At 70.6% G+C, this 13,964-nt stretch carries 11 protein-coding genes; 5 read left to right on the top strand and 6 right to left on the bottom strand.

Annotation, left to right across the window (positions count from 1 at the left end; genetic code table 11):
• Positions 1–181: 181 nt before the first annotated feature.
• On the top strand, positions 182–1,834 hold the full coding sequence (locus BLW84_RS12295; protein ID WP_093265047.1) for a fumarate hydratase: 1,653 nt from the start codon (positions 182–184) through the stop codon (positions 1,832–1,834).
• 98 nt (positions 1,835–1,932) lie between these two features.
• Here BLW84_RS12295 and BLW84_RS12300 read toward each other — a convergent pair whose 3' ends face one another.
• Positions 1,933–2,268: a hypothetical protein gene (locus BLW84_RS12300; RefSeq protein WP_218157294.1), complete on the bottom strand. Its 336-nt coding sequence runs from the start codon at positions 2,266–2,268 to the stop codon at positions 1,933–1,935.
• 268 nt (positions 2,269–2,536) lie between these two features.
• On the opposite strand from BLW84_RS12300, the gene BLW84_RS12305 reads away from it, so the two are divergent.
• Positions 2,537–3,781: a YeeE/YedE family protein gene (locus BLW84_RS12305; RefSeq protein ID WP_093265051.1), complete on the top strand. Its 1,245-nt coding sequence runs from the start codon at positions 2,537–2,539 to the stop codon at positions 3,779–3,781.
• Between the two features lie 69 nt (positions 3,782–3,850).
• On the opposite strand, the gene BLW84_RS12310 is transcribed toward BLW84_RS12305, so the two are convergent.
• From BLW84_RS12310 to BLW84_RS12325, 4 genes are all read right to left on the bottom strand, one after another.
• The gene (locus BLW84_RS12310) at positions 3,851–4,765 is read right to left on the bottom strand and encodes an alpha/beta hydrolase family protein (RefSeq protein WP_093265053.1); all 915 of its coding nucleotides are present in this window, start codon (positions 4,763–4,765) and stop codon (positions 3,851–3,853) included.
• A gap of 55 nt (positions 4,766–4,820) precedes the next feature.
• Positions 4,821–7,547: a bifunctional acetate--CoA ligase family protein/GNAT family N-acetyltransferase gene (locus BLW84_RS12315; RefSeq protein ID WP_245761093.1), complete on the bottom strand. Its 2,727-nt coding sequence runs from the start codon at positions 7,545–7,547 to the stop codon at positions 4,821–4,823.
• On the bottom strand, positions 7,516–8,691 hold the full coding sequence (locus BLW84_RS12320) for an acetoin utilization protein AcuC (RefSeq protein ID WP_093265054.1): 1,176 nt from the start codon (positions 8,689–8,691) through the stop codon (positions 7,516–7,518). Before BLW84_RS12320 ends, BLW84_RS12315 begins: the two co-directional genes overlap by 32 nt.
• Positions 8,692–8,766: 75 nt before the next feature.
• Positions 8,767–9,618 carry a sulfurtransferase gene (locus BLW84_RS12325; RefSeq protein WP_093265056.1) on the bottom strand — a complete coding sequence of 284 codons (852 nt, stop codon included), beginning with the start codon at positions 9,616–9,618 and terminating at the stop codon, positions 8,767–8,769.
• A 122-nt stretch (positions 9,619–9,740) separates the two neighbouring features.
• On the opposite strand from BLW84_RS12325, the gene BLW84_RS12330 reads away from it, so the two are divergent.
• From BLW84_RS12330 to galE, 3 genes are all read left to right on the top strand, one after another.
• On the top strand, positions 9,741–10,436 hold the full coding sequence (locus BLW84_RS12330) for an iron-dependent transcriptional repressor DtxR (protein WP_093265058.1): 696 nt from the start codon (positions 9,741–9,743) through the stop codon (positions 10,434–10,436).
• Positions 10,433–11,611, top strand: coding sequence for a galactokinase (gene galK / locus BLW84_RS12335; protein ID WP_093265059.1), 1,179 nt, complete (start codon positions 10,433–10,435; stop codon positions 11,609–11,611). Before BLW84_RS12330 ends, galK begins: the two co-directional genes overlap by 4 nt.
• Before the next feature lie 72 nt (positions 11,612–11,683).
• Complete coding sequence (galE, locus tag BLW84_RS12340; protein WP_093265061.1) at positions 11,684–12,646, top strand: UDP-glucose 4-epimerase GalE; 963 nt, start codon at positions 11,684–11,686, stop codon at positions 12,644–12,646.
• 44 nt (positions 12,647–12,690) lie between these two features.
• Here the strand turns inward: galE and BLW84_RS12345 are convergent, their stop codons facing one another.
• On the bottom strand, positions 12,691–13,800 hold the full coding sequence (locus BLW84_RS12345) for a DUF4192 domain-containing protein (RefSeq protein ID WP_093265062.1): 1,110 nt from the start codon (positions 13,798–13,800) through the stop codon (positions 12,691–12,693).
• Positions 13,801–13,964: the final 164 nt, after the last annotated feature.

Here is a 13,964-nt window from a genome sequence, read left to right on the forward strand (position 1 = left end):
CGTTGCTCCGGCCCCGCGTCCGGGGTGTGGTGAGGCGTTCGGCCGCCAGCCTCGCAGGTGCCCCGCCGCGCCACCAGGGCGGGCGATCCGTCACACCTGGGCCACCCCCGTGGACGCGCTGATCGACCGCGCGGTTTTATTGGTCATCGCGTAACCCGAACGCGCGCAAAGGAGCCGCGACGTGCCCACCACGTTCGATTTCACCGAGGTGCTCCCCCTCGGCCCCGACAACACCGACTACCGCCTGGTGACCACCGAAGGCATCCGAGTCGTCGAGGCGGCCGGGCGACGATTCCTCGAAGTCGAGCCGACCACGCTCACCGCCCTGGCAACCGAGGCGATCAAGGACATCCAGCACCTGCTGCGCCCGTCCCACCTGGCGCAGCTGCGCGCGATCGTCGAGGACCCGGAAGCCAGTCCCAACGACCGGTTCGTGGCCACCGATCTGCTGCGCAACGCGTGCGTGTCCGCCGGCGGCGTGCTGCCGATGTGCCAGGACACCGGCACCGCGATCGTCATCGGCAAGCGCACCGAGACCGTGCTCACCGGCGGCCAGGACGAGGAGGCGCTCGCCAGGGGCGTCTTCGACGCCTACCAGGACCTCAACCTGCGGTACTCGCAGATGGCGCCGCTGAACTTCTGGGACGAGCGCAACACCGGCAGCAACCTGCCCGCGCAGATCGAGCTGTACAACAAGCCCGGCACGGACCCGGCCTACGAGTTCCTGTTCATGGCCAAGGGCGGCGGCAGCGCCAACAAGACGTTCCTGTACCAGGAGACCAAGGCGCTGCTGAACCCGACGCGGCTCGGCCGGTTCCTGGAGGAGAAGCTGCGCTCGCTGGGCACCGCGGCCTGCCCGCCGTACCACCTGGCGATCGTGGTGGGCGGCATGTCCGCCGAGTTCAACCTCAAGGTCGCGAAGCTCGCCTCGGCCCGCTACCTCGACGAGCTGCCGCGGGAGGGCTCGGCCTCCGGGCACGCCCTGCGCGACGTCGAGATGGAGCAGCAGGTGCTGGAGATGACCCGGCAGTTCGGCATCGGCGCACAGTTCGGCGGCAAGTACTTCTGCCACGACGTGCGGGTCATCCGGCTGCCCCGGCACGGCGCCTCGCTGCCGGTGGGTGTCGCGGTGTCCTGCTCCGCGGACCGCCAGGCCAAGGCCAAGATCACCCCGGAGGGCGTGTTCCTGGAGCAGCTGGAACGCGACCCCGCCCGCTACCTGCCGGACGTGGTCGACGAGCAGCTCTCCGACGAGGTCGTCAAGATCGACCTGAACCGGCCGATGGCGGAGATCCGCGCAGAGCTGTCCAAGCTCCCGGTCAAGACGCGCGTGTCGCTGACCGGCCCGCTGGTGGTCGCGCGCGACATCGCGCACGCCAAGATCGCCGAGCGGCTGGACGCCGGCGAGCCGATGCCCGAGTACCTGCGCGACCACCCCGTGTACTACGCGGGCCCGGCCAAGACGCCGGAGGGCTACGCCTCCGGCTCGTTCGGCCCCACCACCGCCGGTCGCATGGACGCCTACGTCGAGCAGTTCCAGGCCGCGGGCGGCTCGCTGGTCATGCTCGCCAAGGGCAACCGGTCGGCGAAGGTGACCGAGTCCTGCCACACCCACGGCGGCTTCTACCTCGGTTCCATCGGCGGCCCCGCCGCGCGCCTGGCCCAGGACTGCATCCGCAAGGTCGAGGTGCTGGAGTACCCCGAGCTCGGCATGGAAGCGGTGTGGCGCATCGAGGTCGAGGACTTCCCCGCGTTCGTCGTGGTCGACGACAAGGGCAACGACTTCTTCGCCAACTCCACCAAGCCGACCCTGCAGATCTCCTTCGGCCGCTGACCACACACCTGTACTCCCGCAGGAGCCCCACCTCCTGCGGGAGTACAGGTTTCAGCTCAGCCGATCGACGCGATTGGCAGGTATCACGCGGTCACCGATCAGCGGGGAACTTTGACATCTCGTTGTTCCAGAACGACCTTCCGCGCGTCCAGCGGTGCGTCGAGCTGCACCGCCACCGGCGGGTAGCGCAGGTCCATCGTGCACATTCCCGGCGGTTCCGGGGTTTCTTCGACCAGCACCACCTTCACGTGGTCGGCGGTCTGTTCGGCCAGCTCGGCGTGCACCTTGCTGCAGCCGCCTTCCTGACCGGTGGCCACGACGACCGCTCCGCCGTCCTGGGTCCAGACCTTCTTCGGATATCCCTTGGGTAGCAACGACGCGTCAATCGCGGCTTCGGCGACCGGAGCGCGTTCCTGTTCGGGTTTCGGCTGCACCGGGCCGGGCGGAGCCGGGGGCTGACCGCCGAAACCAACTTCATTGGATGGCTGTTGGGCGCAGGCTGCCAACGCTACGAGCAGAACACCCGCGCCCACTGCGGTTTGTAGGCGTCTCATGCTCTAAGGACGGAGCGCCCCGCGCGACCGGTTGCGTGGAAATCGCACCGAGTTGAATCCACATCTTTCCCACATTTCGAAACAGCTGGTGGTCGGCGGCGTTCGCGTGGTTTCGTCGACGAATCCGCTTCACATTCGGGAGTGAGGAATGTCCACCACCGCCACACCTGCCACATCCGCCGACGCGGCCCCAGCACCGCAGGGCAAGCCGCAATGGGTTCCGCTGACCGTCGGGTTGATCGCGGCCGTGGCGCTCGTGACCGCTGCGGCCGTCGTGGTCGGCGTGAAGTCCGCCGTGCTGGCCGGGCTGGGCCTAGCGCTCGGGCTGACGCTTTTCCACTCCCGCTTCGGTTTCACCTCGGCCTGGCGGCAACTCGTCTCGGTTGGACAGACGTCGGGAGTTCGGGCGCACCTGCTGATGCTCGGCGCGGCGTCGATCCTGTTCGCCCCGATCCTGGCCGGCGGCGTGACGTTCTTCGGCGCAACGCCCAAGGGAAACGTCGAACCGCTCGGACTCGGGTTGGTCGTCGGCGCGGTCCTGTTCGGCATCGGGATGCAGCTCGGGGGCGCGTGCGCATCGGGCACCTTGTTCGCCGTCGGCGGCGGGAACACCTTGCTGGTGGTCACGCTCTTCTCCTTCATCTGCGGTTCGGTGCTGGGCGCACTGCACCTTCCACTGTGGACATCTGACGCGATCACCCTCGGATCGTTCTCCCTCGCCGAGGACACCGGGCTCGGTTACTTCGGCGCACTGGTGGTTCAGCTCGCGGTGCTCGGCGCGATCGGTTACGCCGCAACGCGATGGGCTCGGCGGCACAACGCGCCCCCGGCAGGCCGCCCGCCGACGTCGCGCGGACTCTGGCGCGTGCTCCGCGGCTCGTGGCCGCTCTGGGTCGGGGCGCTTGTGCTGGCCGGGCTCAACGCGGTCGTTCTGCTGACCCGCGGCAGCCCGTGGGGCATCACCTCGGCGTTCGTGCTGTGGGGTTCGAAGGCGCTGCAGGCCGTGGGCGTGGACGTGGCTAGTTGGCCGTACTGGCAAGGAGAACGCGCAGCGGCCCTGACCGGCCCGGTGCTGGCCGACTCCACCTCGGTGCTGGACTTCGGGATCATCGTCGGCGCGCTCGTGGCATCGGCGGCGTCGGGCGCCTTCGTGCTGGCCAAGCGACTGCCCGCGAAGGTCGTGCTCGCCGCCGTGATCGGCGGCCTGCTGATGGGATACGGCGCGCGGCTGGCGTACGGCTGCAACATCGGCGCCTACTTCTCCGGGATCGCCTCGTTCTCGTTGCACGGCTGGGCCTGGGGCCTGCTGGCGCTGGTCGGCACCTGGGTAGGGCTTAAGCTGCGCCCGCTGTTCGGGCTCGACGTCCCCAAGCCGACCGACTCGGTCTGCTGATGCCAGGTGGGGCGGCTTTCCCGCCCCACCGAAGCGATCCGGCTTCCGCGAAGGGCAGTGGCGATCTCGCTAGGCTTGGACCGAGGAATCGACGGCGGCGATCCAGTCCCGGACCCAGCGGGACAGTTCGCCGCCGTTGCGCACCCAGTTGAAGTGACCGAGGTTCTTCGCGCCGGACGCCGCCCGGGTGTAGTGCTTGTCGGTGCGTTTCGCTCGCCCGGCTTTCGCCGCCAGGTGGTCCACTAAGGACTTCGGGGCCAGCCGGTCACCCGCGATGCTGACGGTCAGCAACGGCTGCCGGACTTCCCGCAGTGCCGCCTCGTAGTCGGTCGTCGAGCCGTTGAGCCGGTAACGGCCGGTGCGGGCCTGCCGAGCCCAGTCGTGCATGAGGTCGGTCGCCTGGCGGCCGCCGAAGCCGAATCGGTGGCCGGGCCAGTAGCCGAGCAGCGCCGACGCGGCCGCCACCAGTTGCGTGCCGAACAGGGTGCGGAACTTGTACATCCCGGGGAAGCTCCCGAACCACACCGAACCGGAAGCCACCAGCGCCACGCCCTGCACCCGGTCCGGGCGGCGTGCCGCGTACAGCAGCGCGATCTGGCCGCCCAGGCTGTGCCCGAGCAGGAACCGTGGCGCCGGCGGGAAAGCAGCGTCGACGAGATCGAGCACGCCGTCCACGTCGTCGATCATGCTCTGGTAGCCGAAACGCACGCCGCGGGCGGCCGACGGCTTGCTCTCGCCCTGGCCGCGCACGTCGAAGGTCACCACCGCCAGGCCCTGGGCGTGGAGGTCGGCGACGAACGGGCGGTAGTACCTGGCGGGCACACCCATCGCGGGGAGCAGGACGACCACCGGACTGCCGGGATCGTCCTGCTTGGCGGCGCGCACGGTAAGCCGGTGCGCGCCGGCCGAAACCTGCCCGAGCACCAGGGAAGCCTGGTCACCCGAAGCGTTCTCGGCGTTGTTCTCGACGGTCTGCTCGTCCACGCCGCCAGATTAACGGAACCAGTCAGTTTCGGGCAGTGTGCCGCCCGGCAAGCGGTCAGCGGAGCCGCCGCGGCCCGTCGTCCAGCGCCGTCGGCGACGCCCCGATGCCGACCCTGGCCCCCGCGACCACGGCACCCGTCGGCGAGGCGAGCACCGGCTGCAACGCCAGGTCACGAACCTCCGGCAGGTCTTCGGCCAACGTCGCCACCCGCAGCACGAGGTCCTCCAGCGCCGCGAGATCGGCCGGTTCGGTGCCCCGGTACCCGGCCAGCAGCGGCGCCGCCCGAGGCGCGCGCACCAGCGCGGAAACGTCCACATCGGACAGCGGCAGCGCGCGGTACGCCTTGTCCCCGAGCAATTCGCTGGCCACCCCGGAAAGACCGAACGACACCAGGGTGCCGAACGACGGGTCGTCGGTCAGATCGATGACGCACGAAGTGCCCCGGGCCGCCATGCGCTGCACGTAGACCTCGTCGATCCCCGAAACCCGCCGGATGTCGGCGTACGCCGACCGCACGGCATGGGCGCTGCCCAGGTCGAGGCGGACGCCTACCAGGTCGTTGCGGTGCCGCAGCTGATCGCTCGCCGACTTCAGCGCCACCGGGTAGCCCAGCTCCTCCGCCACCGCTACGGCCTCTTCGACACCGGCGACCAGGCGGAACGGCACGAGGTCGATGCCGTAGCAGCCGAGCAGTCGCACCACCTGGTCGTCGTCGAGGTCGGTGATGCCCTCCGCCAGCCAGCCGTCGACCAGCGCCCGCGCCCGGTCCTCGTCGATCTCCGGCGGCCGCACGAAGTGCCCCTTCGGCGCGGCGCGCCACTGCGCATACCTGGTGACCCGCGCGAGCGCCAGCACCGACCGCTCGGGGCTCGGGTAGGACGGCACCGAACCCTTGCCGGTCAACCCGTCCGGGCCGGGAACCACGAGCTCGTCGGGCACGCCTTCGGCAGCCAGGAACGTGGTCACCACCGGCTTCGAACGCGCGACACCGGCCTCCTGCAACGCCTCCCGCAAGGCGCGGGCGTACGCGGTGCCGGGAACCGCCACCGGCGGGGCGAACACCGTCACCAACGCGTCGACGTCCGGGCTGAGAGCGGCGTCACGGACCGCAGCCGCGAACTCCTCCGGCCCTGCAGACGCCCCCACGTCGACCGGGTCGCAGGCCAGTTCCAGCTGCTGCGCCTGCGCCACGTCGGCGGCGATCATGCCCAGCGCCGAGGAGTTGCCCACGATCGCGACCCGGTCACCCTGCGGCAGCGGCTGGTGCGCCAGCAACAGCGCGGTGTCGAACATCTGCGCAACCGACTCGACCCGGATGACGCCGGACTGCTCGAACAACGCCTGCACGCTGGTCTCGTCGATCTGCACCGACGTGGCCGCCAAGCCCGGACGCACCGCGTTACGACCCGACTTCACCACCACGACCGGCTTGCTGCGGGCCAGCCGCCGCGCCAACCGGCCGAACTTGCGCGGGTTGCCGAAAGACTCCAGGTACAGCAGCACGACATCGGTGGCCGGGTCGGTCTGCCAGTACTGCAGCAGGTCGTTGCCGGACACGTCGGCGCGGTTGCCCGCGGAGACGAACGTCGACAGCCCGAGGCCGCGCTCGGTCGCGGTGGCCAGGATCGCCACCCCGAGCGCGCCGGACTGGCAGAAGAAGCCGGTGCGGCCGCGGCCGGGCAGCTGCGGAGCCAGGCTCGCGTTCAGCCGGAACTCCGGGTCGGTGTTGACCACGCCCAGCGCGTTGGGGCCGACCACGCGCATGCCGTGCACGCGTGCAGCCCGCACCATCTCGCGCTCCACCTCGCGGCCGTCCGGGCCCGCCTCGCTGAACCCGGCGCTGACGATGACCAGCGCCTTCACACCCTTGGCCAGGCAGTCGTCGAGCACTCCGGTCACGCCGGCGGCCGGAATCGCCACCACTGCCAGGTCGACCTCGTCGGGAATGTCGAGCACCGAGGGGTAGGCGCGCACGCCGCGCACCGAGCGGTGCTCCGGGTTGACCGGATAGACGGGGCCAGTGAAGTCCGCGGTGAGCAGGTTGGTCAGCACCGCGTGGCCGATCTTGCCGTGATCGGTGGACGCCCCGATCACGGCCACCGAACGCGGCCGCAGCAGGTTGTGCACGCTGCGGGCCTCTGCGGCCTGCTCGCGGGCGCGTGCCACCGCCACCGACTCCTCGGTCGGGTCGATGTCGAACTCCAGGTGCACCACGCCTTCTTCCATGGCCCGGCTCACCTGGTAGCCGGCGTCGCGGAAGACCCGGACCATGGTCGAGTTCTCGGCGAGCACCTCGGCCACGAAGCGCCGCAGCCCGCGTTCCCGCGCCGCCGCGGCCAGGTGCTCCAGCAGGATCGATCCCAGGCCGCGCCCCTGGTGCTGGTCCTGCACCACGAACGCGACCTCGGCCGACTGCTGCTCGCCGAGCCTGTCGTAGCGGCCCACCGCCACGATGTCGTCGCCGAGCAGCGCCACCAGCGCGACGCGGTCGCCGTAGTCGACGCGGGTGAAGCGCTCCACGTCGCGCTGGGGCATCCGCGGGTACGGGCCGAAGTAGCGGTAGTACCTGGTCCGGTCGCTGAGCCGCCCGTGGAAGGCCACCAGCTTCTCGGCATCGGCTTCGGTTATCGGCCGCAGGTGCACGGTGCCGCCGTCGGACAACACCACGTCCGCCTCCCAGCGGCGGGGATAGTCCGCCCGCGGGATGGCTGCTTCCTGCTGCTCCACCACTCCGTCCACTTCGGACTCCTCAGTCGCGGCTGTCGACCGGGTCGAGACCATGCAACGGAAACACCGCATGCCGGGTGTCGCGAATCGAGGTGTCCACCGCGGACGCGGTGACCCCCGACCACCGTTGGAAGGCCGGGTCGGCCCCATCGGTCATCGAAGTCGGCAGCGGAACGTTGTCCGCGATCCGCACGGTGTGCGCGATCCAGTCCTCGGGGATGGTCGTCTCCGGGGCGAGGTCGCGGTCCAGCAACGTCGCCAACAGGTGCGTCCAGGCGCGCGGCACCACCCGGAACAGCGAGTAGCCACCGCCGCCCAGCGCCAGCCACTTGCCGCCCGCGTAGCTGTCGGCGAGCTCCCGCAAGTCCTGGTAGGTCGCGCGCTGCCCATCGACGCTCATCGACAGGTCCGCCAGCGGGTCTTCGCGGTGCGCGTCCGCGCCGCACTGCGTCACCAGCACCTGCGGCCGGAACGCGTCGAGCACCGACGGCACCACCGCGTGGAAGGCCCGGCGCCAGTCGGCGTCACCCGTGCCCGGCGGCAGCGGGATGTTGACGGCAGTGCCGTCGGCCCCGCCGGAGCCGACCTCCGTGGAGAACCCGGTACCCGGCCAGAGCGTCAGCGGATGCTGGTGCAACGAGATGGTCATGACCCGCGGATCGTCGTAGAACGACGCCTGCACGCCATCCCCGTGGTGCACGTCGACGTCGAGGTAGGCGATGCGCTCCACGCCCTGCTCCAACATCCACGCGATGGCCACCGAGCAGTCGTTGTAGACGCAGAAGCCCGCGGCGCGGTCGGCCATCGCGTGGTGCAGTCCACCGGCGATGTTGACCGCCCGGTCGGCCTTGCCCGACACGATCTGCTCGGCCGCCCGGATCGAGGCGCCCGCGATCAGCGCCGATGCCTCGTGCATCCGGTCGAAGATCGGGTTGTCGTCGGTGCCCAGCCCGTGGCCGACCTCCCAGCCCGCCAGTGGCGCCGAGCGCACCGCCGCCATGTACTCGGCGGTGTGCACGCGCTCCAGGTCCGCGTCGGTGGCCGGTTCGGGCTTGATGGTCTCGACGCCGTCGAGCACCCCGAGCGCACGGGCCAACCGCATGGTCAGCTCCAGCCTGATCGGATGCAGCGGGTGTTGCCCACCCAGGTCGTAGCCGAGCACCGACTCGTCCCACACGACCGCGCACTGAGAACCCATGCCCCGGACGCTACCTGCCCTGTGTCGACCAACACAGTGTTCCGAGTCACGCGCGCGCACCGGCCGAACGATCTGTCATCCGGCCTCCGATCCGGTCGCGGCCGGCCTCGCCGGGTCCGCCGACCAGTTCGACCACGAGCCCGCGTACAGCGCCGCCGGGCGCTGCCGATCGGACAGGCCCGCGTGCTCCAGCGCGAGCAGGACCGAACAAGCGGTCACGCCCGACCCGCAGTACGCCCCGACCGGGCCGGCCGCATCGACGCCCAGGTCGGCGAAGTGCTTCGCCAGCTCCTCGGGGGACCGCCACCGGCCGGACTCCGCCACGTGCGCCGCGAACGGCGCGTTCAGCGCGCCCGGAATGTGCCCGGCCCTCGGATCCACCGGCTCGACGTCGCCGCGGTAGCGCTCCGGCGCGCGGGCGTCCAGCAGCGTGCCTTCCCTGGCGAGCCGGGCGGCGGCGTCCGCGTCCACCACCGGCATCGAGCCCGGCCGGACCCGGAAGTCGCCCGCCGCGGGCTGCGGCAGGTCCGTCGTGGTGGGCTGCCCCGCCGCCGCCCAGGCCGCGTAGCCGCCGTCGAGCACCGCCACCGACTCGTGCCCCACCCAGCGCAGCAGCCACCAGGCGCGGGCCGCGACCGAACCGTTGTCCGCGTCGTAGACGACCACCGGGCGCTCGGCGTCGACGCCGGCCCGCCGGAACACCACCTCCAGATCGGCCGGGTCGGGCAGGGGATGGCGCCCCGCCGGGCCCGGTTCGGCCGCAAGCTCGGCGTCCAGATCGACGAACACCGCACCGGGCAGATGCCCCTTCTCGTAGTCCTCCCGGCCCGGCGGCCCGAGCAGCGACCACCGGACGTCGAGGAGCGTCGGGGGCGGCTGCCGCCGCAACGCGGCCATGAGATCATCAGTACTGATCAAAGGATGCATGACGGCCCTTTCGTAGCCCGGCGACGAGGTCTGTCGGAAATCCTGGAAGTCAACTCCCGGACCACTGACCGCTGTCGCCCGGGGCGACTAGCATCGTGGTTGGGACTGAATGGGGAGCCGACGTGAACGATCTCATCGATACCACTGAGATGTACCTCCGCACCATCTACGACCTCGAAGAAGAGGGCGTGGTTCCGCTCCGGGCCCGCATCGCCGAACGGTTGGAGCAGAGCGGCCCCACGGTGAGCCAGACGGTCGCCCGCATGGAACGCGACGGGCTGCTGACCGTCGCCGAGGACCGCCACCTCGAACTCACCAAGGCCGGCCGCGCCCGCGCGATCAGCGTAATGCGCAAGCACCGCCTCGCCGAACGGCTTCTCGTCGACGTGATCGGCCTCGAGTGGGAGCACGTCCACAATGAAGCGTGCCGCTGGGAGCACGTGATGAGCGAAGCCGTCGAGCGCAAGCTCGTCAAGCTGCTCGGTGGCCCCACCACCTCGCCCTACGGCAACCCGATCCCGGGGCTCGACGAGCTCGGCGTGGACCACGTCGAGGCGCCGGCCGACGGCGACCTGCAGCGGGTCGACGAGATCGCCCGCAACGGCGGGGGTCGCGCCGTCATCCGTCGCATCGCCGAGCACGTCCAGCTCGACCCCGACCTGATGACCGAACTGAAGGATGTCGGCGTCGTGCCGGGCAACGAGGTGGAGATCATGTCCGTGGTCGGGCCGAACAAGCCGATCGAGGTCCGCGGCCAGAACGGCAGCACCGAGTTGTCGGTCGGCATCGCGCACGCGGTCATGGTGCGTACCAAGTGAATCCAGCGGACCGCGCGGCGGCGTTGTTCGCCGACGAGCACGGCAGCGCGGCGAGCGCGGTCTGGTCCGCTCCTGGGCGAGTGAACCTGATCGGGGAGCACACCGACTACAATGACGGGTTCGTGCTCCCCTTCGCCCTGCCGCACCGCACCGCCGTCGCGATCCGTCCCCGTCCCGACCGGCTGCTCTCCGTCGGCACCCTCGGCAGCGACGGTCGAGTGCACCGCGCGCCCGTCGTGTCGATCGACGAGCTGAGCCCTGGCACCACCACCGGCTGGGTCGCTTACCCGGCCGGTGTCGCATGGGCCCTGCGCGAGGCCGGGTTCCCGCTCGGCGGCGCCGACCTGGTTATCGTCGGCGAGGTGCCGACCGGTGCCGGCCTGTCCTCCTCCCACGCCCTGGAATGCGCGGTGGCGCTGGCGCTGCTCGACACCGCGCAGCTGGCGCCCGGCGAGCCGAACGCCCCGAGCCTGGGCGAGATCGCGCGCCTGGTGCAGCGTGCGGAGAACGACTTCGCCGGGGCGCCGACCGGCCTGCTCGACCAGACCGCGTCGCTGGCCTGCACCGCGGAACACGCGCTGTTCTACGACGTCCGGTCCGGCGACTCCGAGCAGATCCCGTTCGATCCCCGCAGCGCCGGCCTGGAGCTGCTGGTGATCGACACCCGCGTGAAGCACTCGCACAGCGAGTCCGGTTACGGACAACGGCGGCAGGGCTGCGAACGGGCGGCGGAGCTGCTCGGGATCAAAGCACTTCGCGACGTACCTGGCGATGACCTCGCGACGACCCTGCCGAAGCTTCCGGAAGAACTCCGACCGCTTGTCCGGCACATCGTCACCGAGAACGGCCGGGTGCTGGCCACTGTGGACGAGCTCCGCGCCGGGCGGTACGCGGAGATCGGCCCGCTGCTGATCGCCTCCCACACCAGCCTCCGCGACGACTACCGGGTTTCCAGTCCCGAGCTGGACCTCGTGGTGGACAGCGCGTTGGCCGCCGGTGCGCTGGGCTCCCGGATGATCGGCGGCGGCTTCGGGGGCTCGGCGATCGCGCTGGTGCGGCTCGACGACAGGCACCGCATCGAGCGAGCCGTCCAGGACGCCTTCGAGGGCCGACACCTCGCGGCGCCCCGTTTGTTCACAGCGGTACCCTCCGCCGGTGCGGGGCGGGACCGGTGACCACCGGGCGACCGCTCCCGCCTGCCGGTTGACGGCGCCCTCAGAAGATCTCCCACGGAAGGCAGTACGCAGGTGAAGCTCCTCGTCACAGGCGGCGCAGGCTACGTCGGAAGCGTGTGCGCGGCACGTCTGGTGGAAGCCGGCCACGAGGTCGTCGTGGTCGACGACCTGTCCACCGGGCACGCCGACGCGATTCCGGACGGCTGCAAGTTCGTCGAGGCCGACGTCTCGACGGCGGCGAGCGAGCTGCTCTCGGAGCCGTTCGACGGCGTGCTGCACTTCGCGGCGAAGTCGCTGGTCGGCGAATCCATGCAGGATCCGCAGAAGTACTGGCAGGGCAACGTGGTCACCTCGCTGCGGCTGCTGGACGCGATGCGCGAGCACGGCACGCCCCGGCTGGTGTTCTCCTCCACCGCCGCGACCTACGGCGAGCCGGAGGTCACGCCGATCACCGAGGACACCGCGACGCGCCCGACGAACACCTACGGCGCGACGAAGCTGGCGATCGACCACGCGATCACGTCCTACGCCGCCGCCCACGGCATCGGCGCGGTCAGCCTGCGGTACTTCAACGTCGCCGGCGCGCACGGCGCGTTCGGCGAGCGGCACACGGTCGAGACGCACCTGATCCCGATCGTGCTGCAGGTCGCGCTCGGCCAGCGCGAGCAGGTGCAGATCTTCGGCGAGGACTGGCCCACCGCCGACGGCACCTGCATCCGCGACTACATCCACGTCACAGACCTCGCCGACGCCCACCTGCTGGCGCTGGAGAGCGCCGCCCCGGGCCAGCACCGGATCTACAACCTCGGCAACGGCACCGGCTTCTCCGTCAAGCAGGTGATCGACACCTGCCGCGAGGTGACCGGCCACCCGATCCCGGCGAAGGTCGCGCCGCGCCGGGCCGGTGACCCGGCGACCCTGGTGGCGTCGAGCCAGCGCGCGCGGGAAGAACTGGGCTGGACGCCGCAGCGCGCCGACCTCGAGGTGATCGTGCGGGACGCTTGGGAGTTCACCCGGCAGCGCCAGGGATCCTGAACGCCGCCAAGGCATTTCGCTTCGGATCGTCTCGTCGTGATTCATCACCAGGCTCCGTCCTCTTCGAGCATGATCTGGGCGTCTTCGGCGGCGTCGCGGGCGATGACCGCCAGGTCGGCCGGTGAGATGCCGGCTTCGATGGCCTGCCGCAGCAGGATGCCGAGCCGGTGGTCGGGTTGGGCTCGCTCGATTCGCTCCAGTGCGGCGCTGGCCAGCACCCCTTCGCCCCGCAGGTAGGCGGAGAACGCCAGCAGCGCGGCGACCTCGGGCAGTTCTGGGTCAGGGGCCTTGCGGACCAGGGTCAGCCACAGCTCTTCGGCTGCCCTGGCCGCATCGCCCAGCGCGGTGCCCAGGGCTACGTCGCGGACCCTGGTGTCGGACACCGCGACCAGCACACGCAGCAGGTCGTCCTCGGTGAGCGCGGCACCGCTGCCGACGCGTTCGATGGCCGCGAAGACGGTCCGGACGTCGCGGGCGACCTTCCCCGGGTCGTAGCCCTCGGCGCGTTCCTCGGCCAGCAGGTCGAGCTTCGCCGACCAGCGCGCCAATGCTTCGTCGGACTCCGGCGCGACGAGCGTCCGCAGCTCATCGCGGCTGCCGAAGGTCACCGCCCCCTCCGCGGCCAGCGCCGCGCCGACCGCTGAACCCCGCGGATCGGCGATCACTCCGGAGCACCCGGGATCGGCGTAGCACTCCCACTCGGCACCGGCTCGGATCTCCGGCACCCACAAGGCGTGGGCCGTCACGACCCCGGCGCGGTGGAACGCGTCTCGGATCACTTCGATCAGGTCGGCGTGCGGCGCACCGATATCACGATCATCCACTGTGGAGCGTTCGAGACTCTGACATCGCCCGGCACAGGCGTCGCCGCAGGCTGCGCTGCTGGTTTTCTCCCCAACGACGACCAGGATCACGGCTTCGATCTGCCGGTGGCCCAACGGGCCGTCGAGCAGGTGCTCACCGAAGCCGCAAACACCCATCGGGCATGGCAGGTCGGTGCGCAGCGTCACGCCGAACGTCGGCGTTTCCGCCAAGTCGTACAGGGTCAGCACGACCAGCGAATGCGTCGGGTGGAACCCGAGCATGTGCGGTACGGCGGCGATCAGGTCGGCGGGTTCGGTCAGTGAGATGGTGGCGTTGAGTCGTGTTGTCATGCCACAACGATCGACGCCGAACCCGCGTCGGCGAAAGGGCATTTTCGGAATCTGTGGACAGATCCGTCCGTTGTGGACAACTCATCCGACGAAGGCTGAGATATCCACTATGGAGTGACGATCGGTCGGGCCAATCGCGTCACCACTTCGACGCTAACTCTCCG

The sequence above is a fragment of the Saccharopolyspora shandongensis genome, from assembly GCF_900106995.1.
Lineage (GTDB): Bacteria > Actinomycetota > Actinomycetes > Mycobacteriales > Pseudonocardiaceae > Saccharopolyspora > Saccharopolyspora shandongensis.